Raw genomic sequence first — 272 nt, forward strand, 5'->3', positions numbered from 1 at the left:
TCACATCGGCCTGGGTGCTGGTTTCATCCAGGGACAGGCCCAGGCGCTCGGCATCCACTACGCGCAGGTTGATCTGCTGGGCGTGGGCCTTGTCGTGCAGGGTGGCGGTTTGCGCGCCGGTGTTCAGGGTCAGGGTGTCGAAGAAGGTTTCTTGCTCGACGTTCAGACCGATCGCTTTCAGGCCTTGGGCCAGGATCGCAGTCAGGTGATGCACACGGTTGGCGATCTGGGTCAGGCCCTGCGGACCGTGGTACACGGCGTACATGCTGGCA

The 272-nt window shown here is 63.2% G+C and carries 1 protein-coding gene; it reads right to left on the bottom strand.

Annotation, left to right across the window (positions count from 1 at the left end; translation table 11 throughout):
- A partial coding sequence (locus NQL71_RS29795) for an aminomethyl-transferring glycine dehydrogenase (protein WP_274643803.1) occupies positions 1 to 272 on the bottom strand: 272 nt, incomplete at both ends.

The organism is Pseudomonas serbica (genome assembly GCF_028823535.1).
GTDB classification, from domain to species: domain Bacteria; phylum Pseudomonadota; class Gammaproteobacteria; order Pseudomonadales; family Pseudomonadaceae; genus Aquipseudomonas; species Aquipseudomonas serbica.